This window comes from Lacihabitans lacunae, from assembly GCF_042649125.1.
GTDB classification, from domain to species: Bacteria; Bacteroidota; Bacteroidia; order Cytophagales; family Spirosomataceae; genus Leadbetterella; species Leadbetterella lacunae.
Genome location: NZ_JBHRYQ010000001.1, coordinates 2,326,584 through 2,345,922, shown reverse-complemented (window position 1 = coordinate 2,345,922; position 19,339 = coordinate 2,326,584). Strand labels below are relative to the sequence as shown.

General features: G+C 38.7%; 17 protein-coding genes. 4 read left to right on the top strand and 13 right to left on the bottom strand.

What is annotated here, in order from left to right:
* Positions 1 to 12 precede the first annotated feature (12 nt).
* From ACFOOI_RS10210 to ACFOOI_RS10200, 3 genes are all read right to left on the bottom strand, one after another.
* The gene (locus tag ACFOOI_RS10210; RefSeq protein ID WP_379837665.1) at positions 13 to 486 is read right to left on the bottom strand and encodes a thioredoxin family protein; all 474 of its coding nucleotides are present in this window, start codon (positions 484 to 486) and stop codon (positions 13 to 15) included.
* A 234-nt stretch (positions 487 to 720) separates the two neighbouring features.
* A complete protein-coding gene (locus ACFOOI_RS10205; protein WP_379837663.1) occupies positions 721 to 1,788 on the bottom strand; it encodes a branched-chain amino acid aminotransferase in 1,068 nt (355 codons plus the stop codon).
* 167 nt (positions 1,789 to 1,955) lie between these two features.
* Complete coding sequence (locus tag ACFOOI_RS10200; RefSeq protein WP_379837661.1) at positions 1,956 to 3,371, bottom strand: S41 family peptidase; 1,416 nt, start codon at positions 3,369 to 3,371, stop codon at positions 1,956 to 1,958.
* A 246-nt stretch (positions 3,372 to 3,617) separates the two neighbouring features.
* On the opposite strand from ACFOOI_RS10200, the gene menD reads away from it, so the two are divergent.
* Complete coding sequence (gene menD, locus ACFOOI_RS10195; RefSeq protein ID WP_379837659.1) at positions 3,618 to 5,324, top strand: 2-succinyl-5-enolpyruvyl-6-hydroxy-3-cyclohexene-1-carboxylic-acid synthase; 1,707 nt, start codon at positions 3,618 to 3,620, stop codon at positions 5,322 to 5,324.
* Here menD and ACFOOI_RS10190 read toward each other — a convergent pair.
* On the bottom strand, positions 5,317 to 6,054 hold the full coding sequence (locus ACFOOI_RS10190; protein WP_379837657.1) for a hypothetical protein: 738 nt from the start codon (positions 6,052 to 6,054) through the stop codon (positions 5,317 to 5,319). The genes menD and ACFOOI_RS10190 overlap by 8 nt on opposite strands.
* Positions 6,055 to 6,399: 345 nt before the next feature.
* Here ACFOOI_RS10190 and ACFOOI_RS10185 point away from each other — a divergent pair, with 345 nt between their 5' ends.
* Positions 6,400 to 6,936, top strand: coding sequence for a hypothetical protein (locus tag ACFOOI_RS10185; RefSeq protein ID WP_379837655.1), 537 nt, complete (start codon positions 6,400 to 6,402; stop codon positions 6,934 to 6,936).
* A gap of 72 nt (positions 6,937 to 7,008) precedes the next feature.
* On the opposite strand, the gene ACFOOI_RS10180 is transcribed toward ACFOOI_RS10185, so the two are convergent.
* Positions 7,009 to 8,352 carry an amidohydrolase family protein gene (locus ACFOOI_RS10180; RefSeq protein WP_379837654.1) on the bottom strand — a complete coding sequence of 448 codons (1,344 nt, stop codon included), beginning with the start codon at positions 8,350 to 8,352 and terminating at the stop codon, positions 7,009 to 7,011.
* A 183-nt stretch (positions 8,353 to 8,535) separates the two neighbouring features.
* Here ACFOOI_RS10180 and ACFOOI_RS10175 point away from each other — a divergent pair, with 183 nt between their 5' ends.
* Both ACFOOI_RS10175 and ACFOOI_RS10170 read left to right on the top strand, forming a co-directional pair.
* Positions 8,536 to 10,104 carry a protein adenylyltransferase SelO gene (locus tag ACFOOI_RS10175; protein WP_379837652.1) on the top strand — a complete coding sequence of 523 codons (1,569 nt, stop codon included), beginning with the start codon at positions 8,536 to 8,538 and terminating at the stop codon, positions 10,102 to 10,104.
* A 94-nt stretch (positions 10,105 to 10,198) separates the two neighbouring features.
* Positions 10,199 to 13,216 carry an aminotransferase class III-fold pyridoxal phosphate-dependent enzyme gene (locus ACFOOI_RS10170; RefSeq protein ID WP_379837650.1) on the top strand — a complete coding sequence of 1,006 codons (3,018 nt, stop codon included), beginning with the start codon at positions 10,199 to 10,201 and terminating at the stop codon, positions 13,214 to 13,216.
* Here the strand turns inward: ACFOOI_RS10170 and ACFOOI_RS10165 are convergent.
* From ACFOOI_RS10165 to ACFOOI_RS10130, 8 genes are all read right to left on the bottom strand, one after another.
* On the bottom strand, positions 13,206 to 14,528 hold the full coding sequence (locus tag ACFOOI_RS10165; protein WP_379837648.1) for a hypothetical protein: 1,323 nt from the start codon (positions 14,526 to 14,528) through the stop codon (positions 13,206 to 13,208). The genes ACFOOI_RS10170 and ACFOOI_RS10165 overlap by 11 nt on opposite strands.
* Before the next feature lie 3 nt (positions 14,529 to 14,531).
* The gene (locus tag ACFOOI_RS10160; protein ID WP_379837646.1) at positions 14,532 to 15,446 is read right to left on the bottom strand and encodes an AAA family ATPase; all 915 of its coding nucleotides are present in this window, start codon (positions 15,444 to 15,446) and stop codon (positions 14,532 to 14,534) included.
* A gap of 7 nt (positions 15,447 to 15,453) precedes the next feature.
* Positions 15,454 to 16,185, bottom strand: a complete 732-nt coding sequence (locus ACFOOI_RS10155) for an alpha/beta fold hydrolase (RefSeq protein WP_379837644.1) — start codon at positions 16,183 to 16,185, stop codon at positions 15,454 to 15,456.
* A gap of 65 nt (positions 16,186 to 16,250) precedes the next feature.
* On the bottom strand, positions 16,251 to 16,937 hold the full coding sequence (locus tag ACFOOI_RS10150; protein ID WP_379837642.1) for a LytR/AlgR family response regulator transcription factor: 687 nt from the start codon (positions 16,935 to 16,937) through the stop codon (positions 16,251 to 16,253).
* A complete protein-coding gene (locus ACFOOI_RS10145) occupies positions 16,934 to 18,049 on the bottom strand; it encodes a sensor histidine kinase (RefSeq protein ID WP_379837640.1) in 1,116 nt (371 codons plus the stop codon). The genes ACFOOI_RS10150 and ACFOOI_RS10145 overlap by 4 nt, the downstream gene beginning before the upstream one ends.
* A gap of 21 nt (positions 18,050 to 18,070) precedes the next feature.
* Positions 18,071 to 18,544, bottom strand: coding sequence for a hypothetical protein (locus ACFOOI_RS10140; protein ID WP_379837638.1), 474 nt, complete (start codon positions 18,542 to 18,544; stop codon positions 18,071 to 18,073).
* A 107-nt stretch (positions 18,545 to 18,651) separates the two neighbouring features.
* On the bottom strand, positions 18,652 to 18,903 hold the full coding sequence (locus ACFOOI_RS10135) for a hypothetical protein (RefSeq protein WP_379837636.1): 252 nt from the start codon (positions 18,901 to 18,903) through the stop codon (positions 18,652 to 18,654).
* Positions 18,904 to 18,942: 39 nt separating this feature from the next.
* Positions 18,943 to 19,200 (bottom strand): hypothetical protein, encoded by a 258-nt coding sequence (locus tag ACFOOI_RS10130; protein ID WP_379837634.1) that lies wholly within the window; start codon positions 19,198 to 19,200, stop codon positions 18,943 to 18,945.
* Between the last annotated feature and the right edge of the window lie 139 nt (positions 19,201 to 19,339).

The following is a 19,339-nucleotide window of genomic DNA, read 5'->3' as shown; positions in this document are numbered from 1 at the left end:
GAGTAAGAAAAATTATCGTCTTACTACAAAATTTGATTCAGAGGCGTTTTTGATGCCATGTTTTTGAATTATTTTTTCTAATTCTTTTTCCATATAAGTGGCTGAATAAAAGCCCTTAAGTCTGTCTTTTGGGTTGGATTTTGAATCTAAAACCATTAAGGTAGGAAAAACGTCTATCGCAAATCTATCAACGATTTCCATACCGTCAAATGTATCTATATCGACTTTGAAAACCATGAAGTTTTTATTGATATAATCTGCCGTCTCTTTGTTTGAGAAAGTTTCGTTTTCTAATTTTTGACACGGTCCACACCATGAAGCCCAAAAGTCTAGTATGATAGGTTTATTCTGTTTTTTTGCCTCTCTCAAAAAGTTATCATACGTACCTGAGTAAAATTTAACCGCTGAGGTTTGTGGGCCTATTACAAATGAACTTAAGCACAAGGCCGCAAATCCGATTATAAACAATGAGGTAAACTTTTTCATTTTTTCTGTCTTTTAAATGTATTACAAAAGGCTTCTGTTAGGTATTTTAATTGGGGAAAAGAAACCTTTAATTATCTTCAATTAACAAATAGACAATTTCCTTGCCATAAATGTAAATAGTTTTTGATTTTGTTATCTAACGGCTGTGTGATTTTTGTAATATATTTATTTTCAGGCGTTTGTGTAAACAAAAAAAGGCTCCACGGAGCCTTTTTTTATCTAGAAAAGTTTCTATTATACTTTCCAAACCCATCCAAAAGTATCTGCTATTTTGCCGGTTCTGATGTCGTTAAGTGCTTTTTTAAGTTTGTTTGAAACCGAATTTTCGTTGATTTCGGCCAACTTATAGTCCGTTCCTTCAAAACCAATAGCTGCAAATGGTGAAACCACAACGGCAGTTCCTACTCCAAATACCTCGCTTACGGTTCCGGCAGTAATGCCTTCTATAATTTCAGCCACAGATACTTGTCTTTCTTCTATTTCAATACCCATAGATTGGGCAAGTTGTAAAAGGGTATCACGCGTGATTCCTTTAAGAATTGTAGTACTTACTTTTGGCGTAACTATTTTTCCTTCTTTAACAAACATTACGTTCATAGTACCTGACTCCTCAAAGTACTTGTGCTCTTTTGCGTCTGTCCAAAGCAACTGCGTGTAACCTTGCTCAGCTGCTAATTTGGCTGGATATAGTGATGCGGCATAGTTACCTGCACACTTTGCATATCCAACTCCACCTTCTGCCGATCGGATAAATTCCGTTTCTACCTTAACTTTAGGTGGTGTAGCATAATATTGGCCTGCAGGGCTCATGATGATCATGAAGCGGTAGTTTTGAGATGGTCTAACGCCCAAATATACGTCACTTGCAAACATAAACGGTCTTAGGTAAAGTGAGTTTTCTTCGCCTTTAGGTACCCAAGCAGCATCTATTTTCAATAATTCTTCTAAGCCATTGATAAAAATTTCTTCTGGAACCTGTGCCATACACATACGTTCTGCCGAAATGTTGAATCTTTTAAAGTTTTCGAGTGGACGAAACATCAACACCTCGTCAGCTTCGTTTTTGAAAGCTTTCATTCCTTCAAATATCGACTGACCATAATGTAGCGAAGCCAGAGCAGGGTTGTAAGCAATCTCACCGTAAGGGACTATTTCGGGTGTTTGCCATTCGCCGTTAATGCAGTCTGCGACCAGCATGTGGTCTGTAAATACTGTTCCAAACGAAATGTTATTTGGATCAAATTGACTGATTTTACTCTCTTTTGTCTTTGTTACTTTAATGTTTAATGTTTCTGTTGCCATCTTTAAATTGTTTATAGTCTGCAATTTATTTATTTATTTTAATTTAGTTGTCAAAACAATTAATTTTTTTTACTAATATTTTTTATTTCTTTAAAACTCGTTTTATAAAGGCACAAAAAAAGTCCGAATGAGACATCCGGACTTTAAGTTTTTAAACGCTTTCTAAATTATTTATGACCTGGAAGTTTATCTATCCACATATCGTTAATCTCCGTTTTAGGATTATCCAAAATAGAAGTTCTACTTAGTACATTTACTTGTTTGGCGGCACTTATTTTGGCATTTGGTACGGAAGCCATCGTGTTTCCGTTCATATGCCCTAGGGCTGCTTTTAATAATGTTTCGTTCGGGTCGCCAAAAGGCTTAAATGGAATAGTTCTATCTTCTACTTTTATGGTTGGAGTAAAACCATCCACAGTGCCGTAGTCTGATTGGCCAAGTGCATTAGTTGTTTTTAGTACTATTGGCTGCATTCCCCAAGCCCATCTTTTTTTATCGTCAGATAATGTAATCGAACCTACGTTTTTACCATAGGTGTTGTCTCCAACCAAAATCACATCCATAAATGGTTTTAGATTGTTTATAATCAGTTCACTAGCAGACGCGGTTCCTCTTGAAGTAAGAATATATACTCTATTTAAGGTTCCCAAGTTATTTGGTTCATTGAGCCAGTTGGTATCAAAAACATTTTGTCCGTATTGGGCTTTATATGCTTTGGTAAGTGCGGTGTTCCATTCTTGCGAGCTCATAAGTGTACCTGGTTTTAAATTTTTCACAATGAGAGAGCTTATGATGTTTGAGGAAGAAATGTATCCGCCACCGTTATATCGCAAGTCAAGCACAAGTTCATTTACGCCTTTGTCTTTAAATTCTTTAAAAACCGCACGAATTGCATTGTCATATTGAGTTAAAAACTGAGTATATACCAAATATCCTACTTTTTTGGTACCTACGGTCAAAACAGTGCTGTATTGAATCGGGTCAGTTTGCACTTCGGCTTTTGTAACGTTTAGTTCGGTGGTTCCGCTTACTACCTCTCCATTTACATAGTTTCCTAAAGTGAGTTTGAGGTTGTCATTATTTAAAGCAGTGGAATAGTTGTCTATCGTTAACTCTACTCCATTTACCTTAGTTATAAAGTCGCCTCTTTTTATACCGGCCAGATCTGCGGGAGAGCCCTTAATAGCATACGCGATAGAAAGGGCAACTTTGGTTTGAGCATTGTTGGCATAAAAAGGTGTAAACCTAACTCCTAATACTTTATTTACGCCATTTAGTGAGTTTGTAAGAGCAGTCACATCGTCTTGAATCCAAGAAAAACGATCTAAAACACCCGGTTTCACCAGTAAGGAATCAAAATATACTGCCGGAGCCAAAAGTTTGTTAGAATTTGCCTCAGTTTTCATTTGTGATTCCCATAAATAGTAAGTCTTTAGTTGCTCATAAATCCAAGCATTGACTTCTGCATTGGGGTTCGGAGTAGTAACTACTTCAGTTTCTTTTGGGAAAACCTCTGTTAATTTTTTGCATGAAAAAGAAACCAAGACGGTAACACCCAACAATAAAACACGTACTTTATTCATATTATGATTTGGTTTGGCATTGTTTGTATATGTATACGTAAAACTAGGTACAAAAGTTGTTTTTTGCTAATAGCTTTTTTTGAATTGCTTGTTGATAATCCTCGTTTTTTGATTAAAAATTACAGAAAACTTTTGATGATATATAAAACGAAATGCTAAATCTAAAGGTTTAGAAAATTAAGAATACTTTCTTTGTTTTAGAATTGAAGGCATTTTGCCGTTATTTTTGTAAAAACTATTTATCCAATGCCATTACTCAAACCACTTTTTGGAATTTCGGAAATCTGTGTTGCACACGGAATCAAAGACGCAGTGCTATGTCCCGGCTCTCGAAGTGCTGCACTTACCCTTGCTTTTGCCCGAAATCCAAAAATAAGCTGCGAGGTTTTGAGCGATGAGCGTTCTGCTGGGTTTGTGGCGATGGGCATGGCCATACAGACCGATACGCCCGTGGTAATGGTTTGTACCTCAGGCTCTGCTGCCTATAATTTTTCTCCAGCGGTGGTAGAGGCTTATTTTCAAGAGGTTCCTTTGATAGTTTTAACAGCAGATAGGCCTCCAGAGTGGATAAATCAGTACGACGGACAAACCATTTTTCAGCGTGATATTTTTGGAAAACATGTAAAGAAATCCTACGAATTGCCAGCCGATTACGCACATCCTGATGCTCAATGGCACATAGAAAGAGTAGTAAACGAGGCTATTTCTTTATCCCAAAAGCACCCCAAAGGTCCGGTGCACATCAATGTGCCCATCAGAGAGCCTTTCTATCCAGATGCTAATGAACAATATGACTTTAATGGTAATGTACGGGTAGTGAAAAATCCTGAAATTAAGCCCACCCTAAGCAATGTGGTTTGGGCGGAGTTATTGGAGATTTGGGAAGCTGCTGAAAACAAAATAATAGCCATTGGGCAAAATTCGGAAGATTTGGATGCTGAACTTACGGCACTGGATCAAGAAGAAGAAGTTATTGTTATCGCTGATGTTATCTCGAATGTAAATACCGAGAAAGCAATAAAGTCGCACGATACTTTTATAGCTAAACTAGGCGAGGCCGAAAGCGAGATAGACTTGTTATTGACGTTTGGTAAATCATTTATTTCAAAAAATCTAAAGCAATTTATTAGAAAAAATAAGCCCACACACCATTGGCACATTCAAAATCACCCTGATTTGATTGACCCTCTGCAGTCGCTTACGATGAAAATCGAAATGGATCCCAAAGAGTTTTTGAGAGAACTTTCTGAAACTTGCTCAATAAGGAGAATGCGGTCCGCCGATGAAGCCGAAGAAAGTGAGTTTAAAACCAATTGGTTAGTCGCAGATGAAAAAGCCAAAATATATGTAGACAAGTTTCTTGCTTCAGCTGATTTTGGAGAACTAAAAGCTACCCAGTTACTTTTAGAGCAATTGCCTGAAAGCAGTATTTTGCACCTTGGAAACAGTATGCCGGTCCGATATGCGAATCTTTTTGGTACAAAATCGTCTAAAAAAATACAAGTAAACGCCAACAGAGGCACAAGTGGCATTGACGGCATAGTCAGCACATCTGTAGGGCAGGCCAAGAAGACAGATAAAGTTTTGACGTGCTTAGTTGGCGATGTTTCTTTTTTTTATGACAGAAATGCCTTTTGGAATGCAAACTTGCCCAATAACCTAAAGATAGTCTTAATCAACAACGAAGGCGGCAACATTTTCAGAATTATAGATGGCCCTTCTAAACAGGCGGAGGTCGCCGATTATTTTGTAGGGAAACAAACAAAAACTGCCGAGTTGCTGGCCAAAGAGAATGGTTTGGAATACCTAAAAGCGAGCAATGAGGAGGAAATGAAAAATGCCTTGAAAGCTCTTTATGAGGCTAACAAGGCATCTATATTGGAGGTTTTCACTGATCCCGAAAACGACGTTCGCATTTTCAAAGATCTTAAAAATGGTTTTTCGCTTATTTAACAAACATGGCTGCGTCAAAAGACGGAGCAGTGTTTAGTTTCGTAGTTACAGCAGTGTTTTTCTTGTCTTTAGTGCTATACAGATTAGACTCAGAAGGGTATTTTAAGCCTTCGGCTGTTGTACTGTATTTGGTATGATCTGTAGTTATTGTGATATTATTTTCTAAAACCACTTCTCTATTTAACAGTCCCGTAGTTTTGTCGAAATAATATTCTCTTTTGCTATCTCCTTTTTCAAAACTCAACTGATAACATGCTTTGCCTTCAATGTTCGCAGATTTTACACTTCCTACTAACTTTAGGCCTTTTGCTGAATAATTTATAAACGGATATAAACCTTCCGCAAGTTCGTCAGCTAATGCTCCTCTTTCTGATGCATTTAGGTCTTTTACGCTATATGTAGGGGCTTTGTCTCTACTTCCCATTGGTATTTTTATCCAACCGCTGTTGTTGTTTAACACATAAAAGAAGTCTCTTCCAAGTATCGATTTTTTTCTGGTGAATTTGTTCTCAGCTATTACTGCACTCACTTCTTCGTCGTAATCAGTAGCGGCATTTGCTTTGTATGAACGCTCGTACGAGTAGCTCTTTACAGTTGAAAGCACTTCTTTTCCACCAATGCTGTCTTCAAACTTGGCGATAACCTCATCTGCAGTTTGAGCTATAGCGGCATTAAAACTTAAGATTGATAGTGCTAAAAGGCTTATTTTTTTAAAATTGGATTTTGTCATTCGGTTTTGTATTTAATTTATGTACCAAAGTAAATTATTTATTGCCAACATATAAGTATGTCGGGTAAAGTTTAACTAATCATTAACGGTGGATTTAGGCTAAAAATTTTAGAATTTTATTTTTGTTTAACACAAAAAACGTCGTGAGACTCCAAAAACGATAAATTTAAAGTGCTAAAGTTAGATTTTAAGGAAAGAAATGGTTTTTTATTTTCGCCTTGAAATATAATGAAACGGTTTTATTTTGAAGTAGTTTGGTGTTGTAATAGAAATTTCATTGAGATTTTTGTGTTTAATGTTTTATTGTTAATTTCGGTAAATCTTTAAACAAAACCCTAATTTATTATGAAAAAAACATTGATAGGAGCCATTGTAGGTGGTTTGATTTTATTTATCTGGCAGTTTTTGTCGTGGGCGGCTTTAAATCTGCATGCATCTGAGCAAGCCTACACCCCAAACCAAGACGCTATTATGAAAGTTTTAGATGAAAATCTTGAACCGGGACAGTATTTTTTACCCACAGTGCCACCGGGTACCTCAGCCGAAGCTGCTCAAGAACATATGACAAACCAAGCTGGTAAACCTTGGGCACAGGTTTTTTACCATAAATCGTATAATGCAAATATGGGAATGAATATGACACGTGGTGTTTTAGTAGATATTATTGCCATTTGGATGCTCTGTTGGATTATTTTGAAAATGGGTAGCCCGAATATGCAAACCATAGTTTTGACCTCTGTTTTTGTAGGATTAATAGGGTTCATTTCCGAAACTTACACCAATTCTATTTGGTTTGAAAACCATGTTGTGACCTCTATGATTGATGCTGTGGTCAGTTATGGCCTAGTAGGTGTGTGGCTCGGTTGGTGGCTTAGGAAGTAACAAAAAACACAAATGAAAAAAGCCGGGTGAATTAATTTTCACTCGGCTTTTCGTTTTTATTAATGCCTAAAATCACTTCACTCGCTCGCCATGTTTGATCACCATTTTTACATCTTGAAGTAAGGAAATGTATCGCAACACATCGCCTTTTACTGCTATGATGTCTGCGTATTTGCCCTCGCTTATTGTGCCGTATTGGTCGTCAACTTTCATGGCTTTTGCTGGCCAATAGGTGGCGGCTTTGATTGCATACAGCGGGTCAAAACCAAGTTTGTTTACCCAAACGTCTAGCTCATTCCAGGTACTTTGGCTGTGAAATTTCATCGGAATTCCACTGTCGGTACCAATCATGAGCACTACACCGGCGTCTTTTAGTTGGTTTACTTTGTGTGCCAATGTCGGCTTTCTGATGGGTGTTAACTGAAAATATGGCATCCTGCCCGGATATTTCAATGAGCCTTTTATGTCGTCAATGATCCTTTGCGGTAGTCCCAAGTGCCACGATGGATCGTCCAATTTTTCTGGATTGTCACGCATATATTCGTAGTTAAAAAGTCCTTCAACGGTTGGCGTCCAAAACATAGGTCCAAGGTTCATTTTGGCTGTACGCTCTTTAATGCTTTGCATGATATCTGCCGGATACTCGGGCGAAGACGAAAGTCCTGTATGTTCGAAACAGTCTACTCCAATCTCGAGTCCACGTCTTATTTCTTCGGGTCTGTGACTGTGTGCCACCACGGGCAAATTGTACTTGTGGGCCTCGTCTACCACCGCTTTTGCCTCCTCAAGTGTCATTTCATCGTGGTCTATCAATTTGATGACATCGACCCCAGCGTCTGCCAGTCTTTTTACTTTTGCTCGTGCGTCGGCTACGCCTGTTACGCCCCACCTAAACGCCTCCGTGTTTGGGTAAGGTTTATGCTGAATAAATGGCCCCGAAACATAAATTGTTGGTCCGGGAATCTGCCCTTTATTTATTTTATCTCTAACATTGATACTCGCCTCAAGCGGGGCACCCAAATCTCGGGCACTGGTGACCCCAGCCATTAGCAATTGGTGAGCCGAAGACGGCATTATGATGGACTCAAATTCGTTGATGTAGGTGCTGTCCCAATGTGCGTAGTCGCTGTGACCATTTATCATGAGGTGCACGTGCATGTCCCACAGACCGGGCATTACGCTCATGCCTTCGGTCGAGATTATTTCAGCATTTTTAGGAATTGCCAATTCGCCAATTCTGCCCACTGCTTTTATTTTTTTGCCTTCAATAATCACCACAGAGTTCAATATCGGAACTCCGCCATAACCATCTATCAGTGTGCCGCCTACCAATGCTTTTATTTTTTGAGAAAAAACTGGGGTGAAAAGCCCCAAAAAGTAGATTGAAATAATGAGAAAGGTAATTTTTCTTTTCATGCTTAATTATAGTTTTGGTTTGAAGAAATGCTTACGAATTTAAGCTTTTATTTTAAAGATTGAGTCTTAATACTCAAGTTTTTAAAATTATAAATACATGCAATATTTTACCTTATTAGATTCCAAAAAAGTTTTTGAAACGAAAACCTACCTTTATTTTGTTTTGATAAAAAAAACAAACGGATGAATCTTCATATTTCAGATACTTTCTCTACCGCATTGCCCGCCGACAAAGACACTTCTAACACCCGAAGGCAAGTCAAAGGGGCGGCTTTTGCCTATGTTACGCCACGAGTTCCTTCAAACCCCAAACTTTTACATTTTTCAAAAGAAGCGGCTGCATTGTTAGGCCTTTCGGAAGAAGACTGCAAGTCGGATGAGTTTTTAAAGGTGTTTTCGGGTGCCGAAGTATTGACTGGTTCAAAGCCTTACGCGATGTGTTATGCGGGGCATCAGTTTGGCAACTGGGCAGGGCAACTTGGCGATGGACGTGCTATAAACTTAGCAGAGGTAGTTTTTGATAATAAAAGATGGGCCATGCAACTCAAAGGGTCAGGCGAAACGCCTTTTTCGCGTACAGCAGACGGTTTGGCGGTGTTGCGTTCGTCTGTGAGGGAGCATTTGTGTAGCGAAGCCATGTTTCATTTAGGTGTGCCCACCACGCGTTCCTTATCTTTGATAGAAACGGGCGATTTGGTATTGCGTGATGTGCTTTACAATGGAAATCCTGCATACGAAAAAGGAGCGGTAGTGTGTAGGATTGCACCTTCATTTGTGCGATTTGGCAACTTTGAAATATTTGCAGCGAGACAAGATATTCCAAATCTTAGATTACTTGCCGACTATGTTATCGAGCAGTTTTATACCGAAATAACCGAAAAGTCGGAACTGAAATATGTGGAGTTATTGAAGGCAGTTGCCGAAAATACACGTAAAATGATAGTAGAATGGCAACGTGTAGGCTTTGTGCACGGAGTTATGAATACCGATAACATGTCAATTTTGGGTTTAACGATAGATTATGGCCCATACGGCTGGCTCGAAGGCTACGATCCGTCATGGACGCCCAATACTACGGATAGAGAAAATAGGAGATATAGGTTTGGCAATCAGCCAAATATAGCGGTTTGGAATCTCTTTCAGTTAGCTAACGCTCTTTTCCCTTTGGTAGAAAAAGCAGAGCCACTTCAGGAGATTTTGGAGGCATATCGCGATGCGTATTATGTAGATTATGAGCGTATGATGCTCGCAAAGTTGGGTATCATAAACAAGCAAATCGACGATGTGAAACTAATAGAAGAACTAGAAAATGTTTTGAAATTGACCGAAACTGATTTTACTATTTTCTTTCGAAATCTTTCAAAAATAGATAGAAATACAAAATTGGACGCTGATTTTTGGCAGAACCATCCCTTAAATGAAGCCTTTTATGCTCCTGAAAACTTGGTGGGAGACGTAAAAACCGCTTGGGAGAACTTTTTGCAAAATTATATTTACCGCATAGCAGAAGAAAACGAAACCCAACGCCAAACCAAAATGGCGGAAACAAATCCGAAGTATGTGCTGAGAAACTATATGGCCCAATTGGCCATTGACGCTGCCGATGCGGGCGACTATTCGGTGATGACTGAACTTCATGAAATTCTCAAAAAACCGTATGATGAGCAACCTGAAGCTCAAAAGTGGTTTGCAAAAAGACCTGAGTGGGCACGTGTGAAAGTGGGCTGTTCGATGCTTTCGTGTAGTTCATAATTTTGCTTTATTTTTTATTTTAAAAGGCTCGTAATAGTCTTTGCGGTTTTTGACTAAAAAAACAGATATTTGTGATATTCAACAAGCCCTGAGGATGACCTATAAAAACCTTTTGATAGCATGTGAAGAGGCCGAACAAATTGCCTTAAAATATTACGGTATCGCCGGAAAGGCGAGTCTGCTTGCTGGTGAGATAGATTTTAATTTCAAAATTACTGCTGATACCGAAAGCTATATTTTAAAAGTTTCGCGATCTGCGGCAATTGCCGCTGAGGGTGATTTGCAACAAGACATATTACAATACCTTGCTACTCAGAATACAAATTTTATTTTTCCTGAAATAGTCTATACGCTTGCCGGGGAATCTTCTTTTAATTGGAAAAGTGCTAACGGAACTATTCGCACGGTAAAGATGCTTAAGTGGATTTCAGGAAGGCTGTTTGCAGATGTAAAGCCCGTTACGGAGCATTTGAGGTATACTTTGGGACAAAAAGGCGGTCAAATAACACAAGCACTTTTAGGTTTTGATTCTCATTTAGCACAAAAAACATTTGATTGGGACATCGCCAAGGGGCTATGGGTAGAAAACTATTTCTCGCTTTTTTCGAAGGAAGAAAAAGAATTAGTGGCGTATTTTTTAGAGAAATTTAAAGAAATAGCACCTATATATAATTCGCTCCGAAAATCAGTAATTCATAACGACGCAAACGATAACAATATCGTGGTGGATGAAAACTTGGTAAGTCCCGAGGTAAAGGCCATTATCGACTACGGTGATGCCGTTTATAGTCAAACCATCAATGATTTATCGGTTAGTTTGGCCTATGCTATGATGCACTGCGAGCAGCCTTTACAGGCGGCTGTGCCTACGGTTTCTGGCTACCATGCTGCGTTTCCGCTTTTAGATATCGAGCTGAAGGTTTTATATATTACAATAGCCATGAGACTGCTGATAAGTGTAACCAAATCAGCAATAAATAAACAAAAAGAACCTGAAAATACCTACCTCCAAATAAGTGAAAAACCTGCTTGGGCTTTATTGAAAAAGTGGAAAGAGCTTTCTCCCGATTTTGCCTATTATACATTTAGACATGCCTGTGGGCTAGAGCCTTGTGAGCAAAATGCTACTTTTAAATCTTATGCGGCCTCTCGTTCTTGGGAAATTTCTGATCTAATTCCCGAAGCTAAATATTTGACATTGGCAGATCTCGACTTGTCTATTGGTTCTCAGTTTGTTGGGCACTATTCGGAGTATATTTCTTCTGAGAAAATCTACGATAAAATCTCTGAAAAATTTGAGAAAAACGAAGAACTTTTGGTTGGTGGATACGGAGAAGCACGGCCCGTTTATACGACAGATGCGTATAAAATTAGGCAAAATGAAGGTTTTGAGCACCGGACCAGACACTTGGGCGTAGACTTCTGGACACACGCTCAGACGCCCATTTGTGCCATAGAAGACGGCGAAATATTTGCTTCGCACAACAATGATCAGCACAAAGACTATGGCCCTACGCTCATACTCAAACACCAAGTGGGTGATTTGGAATATTATACGCTTTACGGTCACTTGACTGTTAAAAGTTTAGAAAATAAGACGATTGGTCAAGAAGTAAAAAAAGGTCAAAAAATAGGAGAGATTGGAGCCTTTCATGAAAATGGTGCGTGGGCACCGCATCTTCATTTTCAGGTGGTATTGGACATGCTTAACTTACAAAATGATTTTTATGGGGTTAGTTTACCCAGCCATTGGCCTGTTTTTTCGAGTATTTGTCCGGATCCAAATTTGTTTTTTAAATTGGCTATTTTAGAACCTAAAAACAACTCAGAAAACGAACATTTATTAAAATTCAGAAAGGAGCACTTGGGTAAAAGTTTGAGTTTGTCGTATCAAAATCCGTTGAAAATAGTAAGAGGACAGCAGCAGTATTTGATAGATGATTTTGGTCAAAAATACCTAGACACGGTTAATAATGTGGCTCATGTGGGCCATGAACACCCTAGGGTGGTAGCAGCCGGACAAAGGCAAATGGCGGTTTTGAATACCAATACGAGATATTTACATTCAGAAATTTTAGATTTTGCGGAGGCTTTGCTCAAGACTTTGCCTGAGGAACTTTCGGTATTGCATTTTGTGAATTCGGGTAGTGAGGCAAACGAACTTGCTATGCGAATGGCCAAGGCTTTTACAGGTCAAAAAGACATGATTGCCCTTGAACATGGTTACCATGGCAACACCCAAGCCTGCATAGATGTGAGTTCGTATAAATTTGATGGAAAAGGTGGCAGCGGCTGCCCTGAACATACACACATAATTCCGCTTCCTGATGCTTTTAGGGGGATTTATAGAGGCGAAGGTGCAGGTGCAAAATACGCAAAGCATGTAGAGGAAAGCATCGAGGAGTTAAAGTCAAAAGGTAGAAATGTAGCCGGATTTATAGCCGAAAGTATAGTGAGTTGTGGTGGTCAAATAGATTTGCCAAATGGTTTTTTGGGCGAAGCTTATGCATTCGTAAAACAAGCAGGCGGCGTTTGTATTTCTGACGAAGTGCAAGTTGGCTTTGGTAGAGTAGGAGCCAAGTTTTGGGGGTTTGAGTTGCACGGCGTAGTGCCAGACATCGTGACCATGGGCAAGCCAATCGGAAATGGGCATCCGCTTGCGGCTGTGGCATGTACCAAAGAAGTGGCCGAGGCGTTTGCAAATGGCATGGAGTTTTTCAATACCTTCGGAGGAAATCCGGTTTCATGTGCCATTGGGCGTGAGGTTTTGGCTGTAATAAAAGATGAAAAACTACAAGAAAATGCAGCAGAAGTTGGCGAGTTTTTAAAAGCAGAACTAAATGCATTGAAAGTTAAATTCCCTATTTTAAAAGATATTAGAGGCGAAGGATTGTTTTTAGGAGTGGAGCTATGCGATGATCAATTGAATCCCTTGGCGGCTCAAACGAATTATTTGGCAAATAGAATGAAGGATTTTAAAATATTGATGAGTGTAGACGGACCAGATCACAATGTTTTGAAAATAAAACCACCTATGTGTTTTTCTAAAGAAAATGCTGAATATATGCTTGAATGCCTTAAAAGGGTGCTTTCAGAAGATTTTATGAGCTGAGGCTTTTTTTTTTGTTAATTTCTTTTACTGCGTTTTCTATGCCTCGCGGGGTCATAGGAAACATCGGAATTAGCTTTTTGATAACTTGGATGGTGGTCGTGTACGCCCAATATTTCTCAGGTTCGGGGTTTAGCCATACCGTTTTTTTGAATTTTGAAATTAGGCTTTGGTAGGTTTTTATGCTTATCTGATTGAGTTCATAGTCTGCCATGCTGGCGTCGCCCATTATGAAAATTTTGTAGTTGGGGTCTTTGGCTAAAATCTGTTTTAAAGAAACGGGCTGCGTACGTTTAGCATCAGCATACACTTTGTCGTATATGGTATTATGAAAGTAAAACGTTTCCAAGTCGTGAGCAAAACGTGTTTTCATTTTCTTAAAAAGCTGCTGCACGATTTTAACATAAGCAGACATCGAATAGCCGCCATTGTCAATAAAAAGTAACACTTGCAGTTTTTCCTGCTGCACACTCCTGATTTCGGGAATAAATAGCCCCCCTCGTTTTAAGCCCAGTTTTATGGTTTCTTTTATGTCTAAACTTTCCTGTGCGGACTCTTCCACTATGCCTTTCAGCGAAGCCAAAGCTGCATCTATGCTGTTGTCGTTTATGAGTGTGTCTTGGTCTACGGGGTAATAATTTTTGTCGCTCAAAACCGCTCTAGCCATTTTGCCGCCTCCTGCTCCTGCTACCCTAATACCTCCTTTTGCCGCTCCACCGTGTCCGTAAGGCGAAATTCCGCCTGTACCAATCCAGTGGCTTCCGCCTGAGTGTTTAGTTTTTTGGTTTTTAGCTACTTGTTTCATTCGTTCCAAAAGTTCCTCTAAACTCAACTTAGAATAGTCAGCCATACGGTCAAGTTTTTTGGCTTCCGTTTGGTTTTCGTCTTGGGCATCCTGGTCTACTAGGTTTGGGTTGTCTTTGTCCCAAATCTCTTGTCCGTCTATTACTTTTTGAATATCATACGAACTCAAATGAATTTCATCTAAAAACGTATTTACTGCAAGCTCCTCGTCATTTAATATTTCTTGGTCTTCTTGCTTGGTTCGCCACTGTCTAAAGGTTTCAGACCTAAGTATGGCGTCTTGGAGGTTTTGCCCTTGTTTTATGTCTATTTCAAGAAAATAAGCATAAAATGCTTGCGTAAAAGGCCCGATTTGGCGAGGTTCTTTCACTATTATGTTTTTTAAAACATTATGCAAGTCGCCGATAGTTCTCACCAGATTTTTTTCTATGGCTTTACGCAAAATCAGCAAAGTGCGTACGTCTGCATGCAAGCCAAATGAGCGGAAGTTTTCGGGCAGTGTCTCAAACATATTTTAGTTGAAATAGTTGGAAGTTTTAATCAGTTTGCCACTCTCTACTAGTGCTTTTTTTACTTTTTCTATGTCTGTTTGGGTTTTTATTAAAACTCCCAAACCATCTAAGTTTTTGATTTTTTCTATGGCTTCAGCACCACCAAAGGTTTGCATATACTTAAGCCAATGTAAGAGTTCTCGTGTGGTAGGAGCACGCTCTAGTCCGAGATTGCGAAGTTGATAAAACATGTCTAATGCTACCTCTATTACTCTTTCTGGCGTATTTGGGTGGTGTTTCTCGATGATACTTCGCATGAGTGTTGCATCCGGAAATTGAATATAGTGATACACGCAGCGGCCTTTGAAAGCCGTAGGTAATTCTTGCTCGCGGTTTGAAGTAATCACTATCGCGGGCATATTTTCCTCTGAAATCTCAATCACCTCACCAGACTCCGGCATCACTAGTTTTCGGTGACTGAGTGCATACAGTAAATCGTTCGGAAACTCACGAGGGGCTTTGTCGATTTCGTCTATCAATAATACCGAATTGGGTACCGAATATGCCTGAGCAGCAGGACCTTTTACTACATAATCAGGTAGTGATTCGGTGCTCCTGCCACCTGTAGAAAGTTTATTTTCTAGTCCTTTTGCTTGTCGCTGAGCATTTAGTATCTCTACTTGTGAGTCTCTGAGGTATTTTACGTGGTCAAATCTCGCCACAAACTGCTCTACGTTACTTTTTGAGCCAGTTGGATATACAAAAATGGGCAGTTTTTGATCGGCAGCGTATTGAATCGGCAATTCGGTTTTACCGGTTCCGGGTTCGCCCTCAATCAGTAAAGGCATGCCCAGCACACGGGCCATATGAAAGGCCTGAGCCAACTCTAAGTCACAAATATATTTTTGGGAGCCTTCCCAATATTCAGTCAATGCCATTTGGTTTTTATTTGGTTAAGTAAGGTAAAAGTTCATTTGGTTTAAACCACTGCGGGTTATGGTCTGCCGTCATAATTGAGCTGTCATATCCAAGTTTATTGGCTCGCAGATAAGATTCATAGAAGGTATCGTTTTGAGCCTCTTTGCCTTCGTCTACAGTCAATATAAACCCACCTTTTATTTTTAATCTATCTGGATTTTTTAAACTTAGTTTTTGAGTCAAAGTAGCTATTGGGTGTGGCACATCATAGGGATAGGGTTTGTCAGGTTTTACCCAATTCGGTATTATAAAACCGTCTTTTATAGTTGTTGGAAGTGAGCTTTTAGTTTTGGATGAGTTTAGATTCACCACACTTTCGCCGTCTTCGGGCAAAAAAGCATCCATATAGATAACCTTCTTTATTCGTTCTGGGAGTTTGTCTGCCACGCCCGTTATCACCATGCCGCCATAGCTGTGGCCAATCAAAATAATGTCGTGGAGGTTTTCAAATAAAATGGTGTTGACTATGTCTTGTATGTGTACATCCAAGTTGATGTCTTTGTTTGCCAAATGCACGCGTTCGCCCAAACCCGTTAAGGTGGGTCTGTAAACGGTATGGCCTTTTGAGGTAAGTAAACTGTCTATTTTTTTCCATTGCCAAGCTCCGCCCCATGCTCCGTGTACCAGCACAAAGGTATCTTGAGCTTTTAGCGAAATTACAACTAGCAAAAGGCAAATCAATAAGCCCAATCGTTTCATATTGTATTCAAGGTTTTATACTTTCAATACAAAATATAGCCATGTTTGGTTTTAAATCGCTGTTTTTAGCCTAATTTTTTTAGTTCTTCCAAAAGTTCAGGGTGGTAGTTTGGTGCTATGGGCACTTGGTCTTTGTCTGACAGTGTAACTTGGTGGCGTTCTATTTTCTTGATTTTTCGGAGGTTAACCACATACGACTTGTGTACTTTCATAAAGCCGCTGCCGCTCAGTGTTTCTACTGCTTCTGACATTGTCATGCGGGTTATGGTTTTGCGGTCAGTTTCTTTAATAGTCAGATAGTTTCCTTCAGACTGTATGTATAGTATGTCGGTCAAGGTGATTTTTACCACGTCATAACCGTCTTTTACCATCAAAAACTCTTTTTTTACTTCATCTTTTTGTAAAGAATCGGATGCTTTTTGACAGGCTTTTGTAAATCTCAAAAGGTCAAAGGGTTTTACCAAATAGTCGGTGGCGTTGAGGTTAAAAGCGTCTACGGCGTATTGGGAGTAGGCGGTTGTAAATATTACTTGGCAGTTTTTGGGCAATAGCTGCGAAAAATCTAAACCTGAAATATCAGGCATGTTTATGTCTAAAAAAACCAGGTCAATCGATTCGTTTTTGAGATATTCCAAAGCCTCAAATACATTCACAAAAGTGGCTTTTAAATCTATCAGGCTTACTTTTTTGGCATGTGCTTTTACTACTTCTAATGCCATCGGTTCGTCGTCTATTGCTATTGCGGTTATCATAGTTGTATGTCTAATTTTACTTCAAAAATATCTTCGGTTTGGCTTATGTTTAACGTATGTTTGGCGTGATAGTATAGTTCAAGTCGCTTTTTGGTATTTTCTAAACCAGTGCCAGTTCCTATCTCTAACGTCTCCGATTTTTTCGCTATACTATTTCGGCAAATCATGCTCAGGGTTTTGTTTTTAACTTTCACTTTAAAATCTATAAAAGACTCTTTGCTAGTGCTAATGCCGTATTTAAAAGCATTTTCTACAAAAGGAATTAACAAAAGCGGGGCTATTTCAACAGGAGTTTCGTCCCATTCTATCTCAAATTTTAGTTTTATGTTTTCCCTTTCTGGGATTCTGATTTTTTGAAGTTCGATGTAGTCTTCCAAAAATACAATTTCTTTATGAATCGGCGATCGCTCGGTTTTGGTTTCTTCTACCACGTGTCGCATGATACTCGAAAGTTTCTGAATGCCGTCGGCCGTTTTTGGGCTATCCTCTGTTATGGCCTGTCCATAGAGATTATTAAGTACATTAAACAAGAAATGCGGGTTTATTTGTGCTTTTAAGGCTATTAGTTCTGCTTTTGTTTTTTCTAAAGAAAGGTCTTTTATCTTCTTGTAAGACATGTTTCCATAAGAAATGAAAGCATAAATTAAGATAAACGCAGCAAAGAAGTTAGTGAACCTGTTGTCAAAGTTTTTTTCAACTAACACTCCAGAAAGAGCACTGTTAAATCCCCAAAAAAGAACAAAATAGAGAGAGGTGAAAACCAATAAGTATAAAAATTTGCCCACCCTTCCTTCCTCAATAAAAATTGGTATAAAGAGATATTTGTAGTTTAAATGACTCAAAACAACTCCTAATCCTAAAACTGAGAATAACAAAGTTTTACTTTTTATGAAATTGCCTATAAGAGCACCTACTCCAAGTCCAGTTGAATAATATATATTTTTTGATTTCAGTTGAAACTCCTCCACTCCTTTAAATAATTTTCTAAGATCTGCGTCTGTTTTATGAATAAAATAAAACCAATAAGTATGGCTAATAGAAAGTAGGGTGAGTACTAATACGATCCAAAACCAATGTTTCTTAAGAAAGGATATTGTTTGAGCTTTATTCATGTCGAAAATTAATAGGGCTTTTTACTTTATTGTGATGTTTTGATGGCAAACGTTTTTGGTAGTGTCAGGTTTTTTGAAATATTTGTTCGCAAATAAATATAAGCCTATCAATAAAGCTATAAAAGCACCAAGTTTTAATGCAACACTTTCTTGTTTGAGTAAATACACCACCGTAAACCCAAATACGATACCAACGACAAACATAAATAGCGAAGCACCTAGATTTTGATTGGTTTTTTGGGCCTTGTCGTTGTAAATTTCTTTTTCGTTTTCTATGAGTTTAATATAAATGCGGCCTAGTAAGTCCATTTTTATATCGAGGCGGTAGTCTTTGTTTTCTCCGTTTTCGTTAATAGTAAAACTATGTTTGCCTCCCCAGAAGGTTTTCTTTTGCGAAACTATTTTATCGTTAAATGTTATGGTTTCTTCTCCGAAAAAATCATTTGAAACATTGATTACGTCTTGGTTTGGAAGGGTGATAGTTAATAAGTTCATGTTGTTATTTGTTTAGTTTATAATTCAAATTTATTTTTATTAATGATAAGTTTCTAATAAGTGGGACGAACTCGCCTTTTCGCGTGACGAACTATCCCAAGTATGTTTTATAAAGTGGGGTGTTTATCAGTAACAGAAAAGGTTTCTACAGGTAGCGATGGGTTGTTTAAAGTGGGTTGGTCTTGGCTCTCGGTACTTGTGAAGTCTCCTCTGCCAGGTTTTTGGGTTAATTCATGGCTGTTTGTGATATTTTCGGTTTTAGGTGTTATCTGATTGTTCGGCATAATATTTTCGCTTTCGCACGATGCCAATGAAAGAATAGTAACTAAAACTGCTGCTGTTATTTTTAAAGATTTCATATTTGTAAGTGTTTAAATGTGATTGTATTAATGATTGTATTATTTATTAAGTGAGCGTCTGTCTGCGGTTGCTTGAGCCTCCTCCACTTTTGGGTCATTGTTTTCAATGGTCTGTTCAGTGCTTTGTTTGGTCGGTATCATGTCAGGGTTTCTAGGGCTTAGCGTGTTATAATTTTCGTTTATTGCAAACTCCGTAGTCGGGTTTAGTTCGTTGTTTGGCATAATATTTTCGCTTTCGCACGATGCCAATGAAAGGATGGTAACTAAAACTGCTGCTGTGATTTTTAATGCTTTCATAATTTTAATTTTTAATGTATTTGTTTCGCTTTGATGATTCAAAAGTATAGCCACCAGGCGGCACCTGAAAACGAAAGTGACGAACTAGCAAAACTGTGGGATAAACTCAAAAAAGCGTGTGAAATGGATTTTTGCAGAT